Origin of the sequence: Pseudomonas sp. K5002 (assembly GCF_013386655.1) — a bacterium.
Classification (GTDB): domain Bacteria; phylum Pseudomonadota; class Gammaproteobacteria; order Pseudomonadales; family Pseudomonadaceae; genus Aquipseudomonas.
Genome location: NZ_JACARK010000231.1, coordinates 5,048 through 5,814, shown reverse-complemented (window position 1 = coordinate 5,814; position 767 = coordinate 5,048). Strand labels below are relative to the sequence as shown.

At 62.5% G+C, this 767-nt stretch carries 1 protein-coding gene; it reads left to right on the top strand.

Annotated features, from left to right (window positions below; translation table 11 throughout):
• Positions 1 to 758 (top strand): acyl-CoA dehydrogenase family protein (locus tag HX846_RS12445; RefSeq protein WP_178965471.1); only part of this gene is annotated, 758 nt, incomplete at its 5' end.
• Positions 759 to 767 lie beyond the last annotated feature (9 nt).

Here is a 767-nt window from a genome sequence, read left to right as displayed (position 1 = left end):
AGCCCGGTGGCGGCTCCGATGTCGCCAGCCTGCAGACCCGTGCTGTGCGCGACGGCGACCATTACCGCGTCAGCGGCAGCAAAACCTTTATCACCAGCGGCCAGCGTGCCGACTTCTACACCGTCGCCGTGCGTACCGGTGGGCCGGGCTTTGCCGGCATCAGCCTGTTGTTGATCGAAAAGGGCACGCCTGGTTTCACCACCGGTACACCGCTGAAGAAAATGGGCTGGTGGGCGTCGGACACTGCCGAATTATTCTTCGATGATTGCCGCGTACCCGTAGGCAATCTGATCGGCGCCGAGAACATGGGTTTCGCCTGCATCATGGGCAACTTCCAGAGCGAGCGCCTGGCCCTGGCCCTGATGGCCAATATGACTGCGCAGATGGCCCTGGAGGAAAGCCTGAAGTGGGCGGCCCAGCGCGAGGCCTTCGGCAAACCCATCGGCAAGTTCCAGGTGCTCAAGCATCGCCTGGCGGAAATGGCCACGGCGGTGGAGGTCTCGCGGGAATTCACCTACCGCCAGGCCGCCAAGATGGCCGCGGGCAAGAGTGTGATCAAGGAGATTTCGATGGCCAAGAACCTCGCCACCGACACCGCCGACCGCGTGACCTTTGATGCCGTGCAGATCCTCGGCGGCCAGGGCTACATGCGCGGCAACCTGGTGGAGCGGCTGTATCGCGACAACCGCATCCTGTCCATCGGTGGCGGGACTCGGGAAGTGATGAACGAAATCATCAGCAAGCAGATGGGCTTGTAGAAAGCGCTT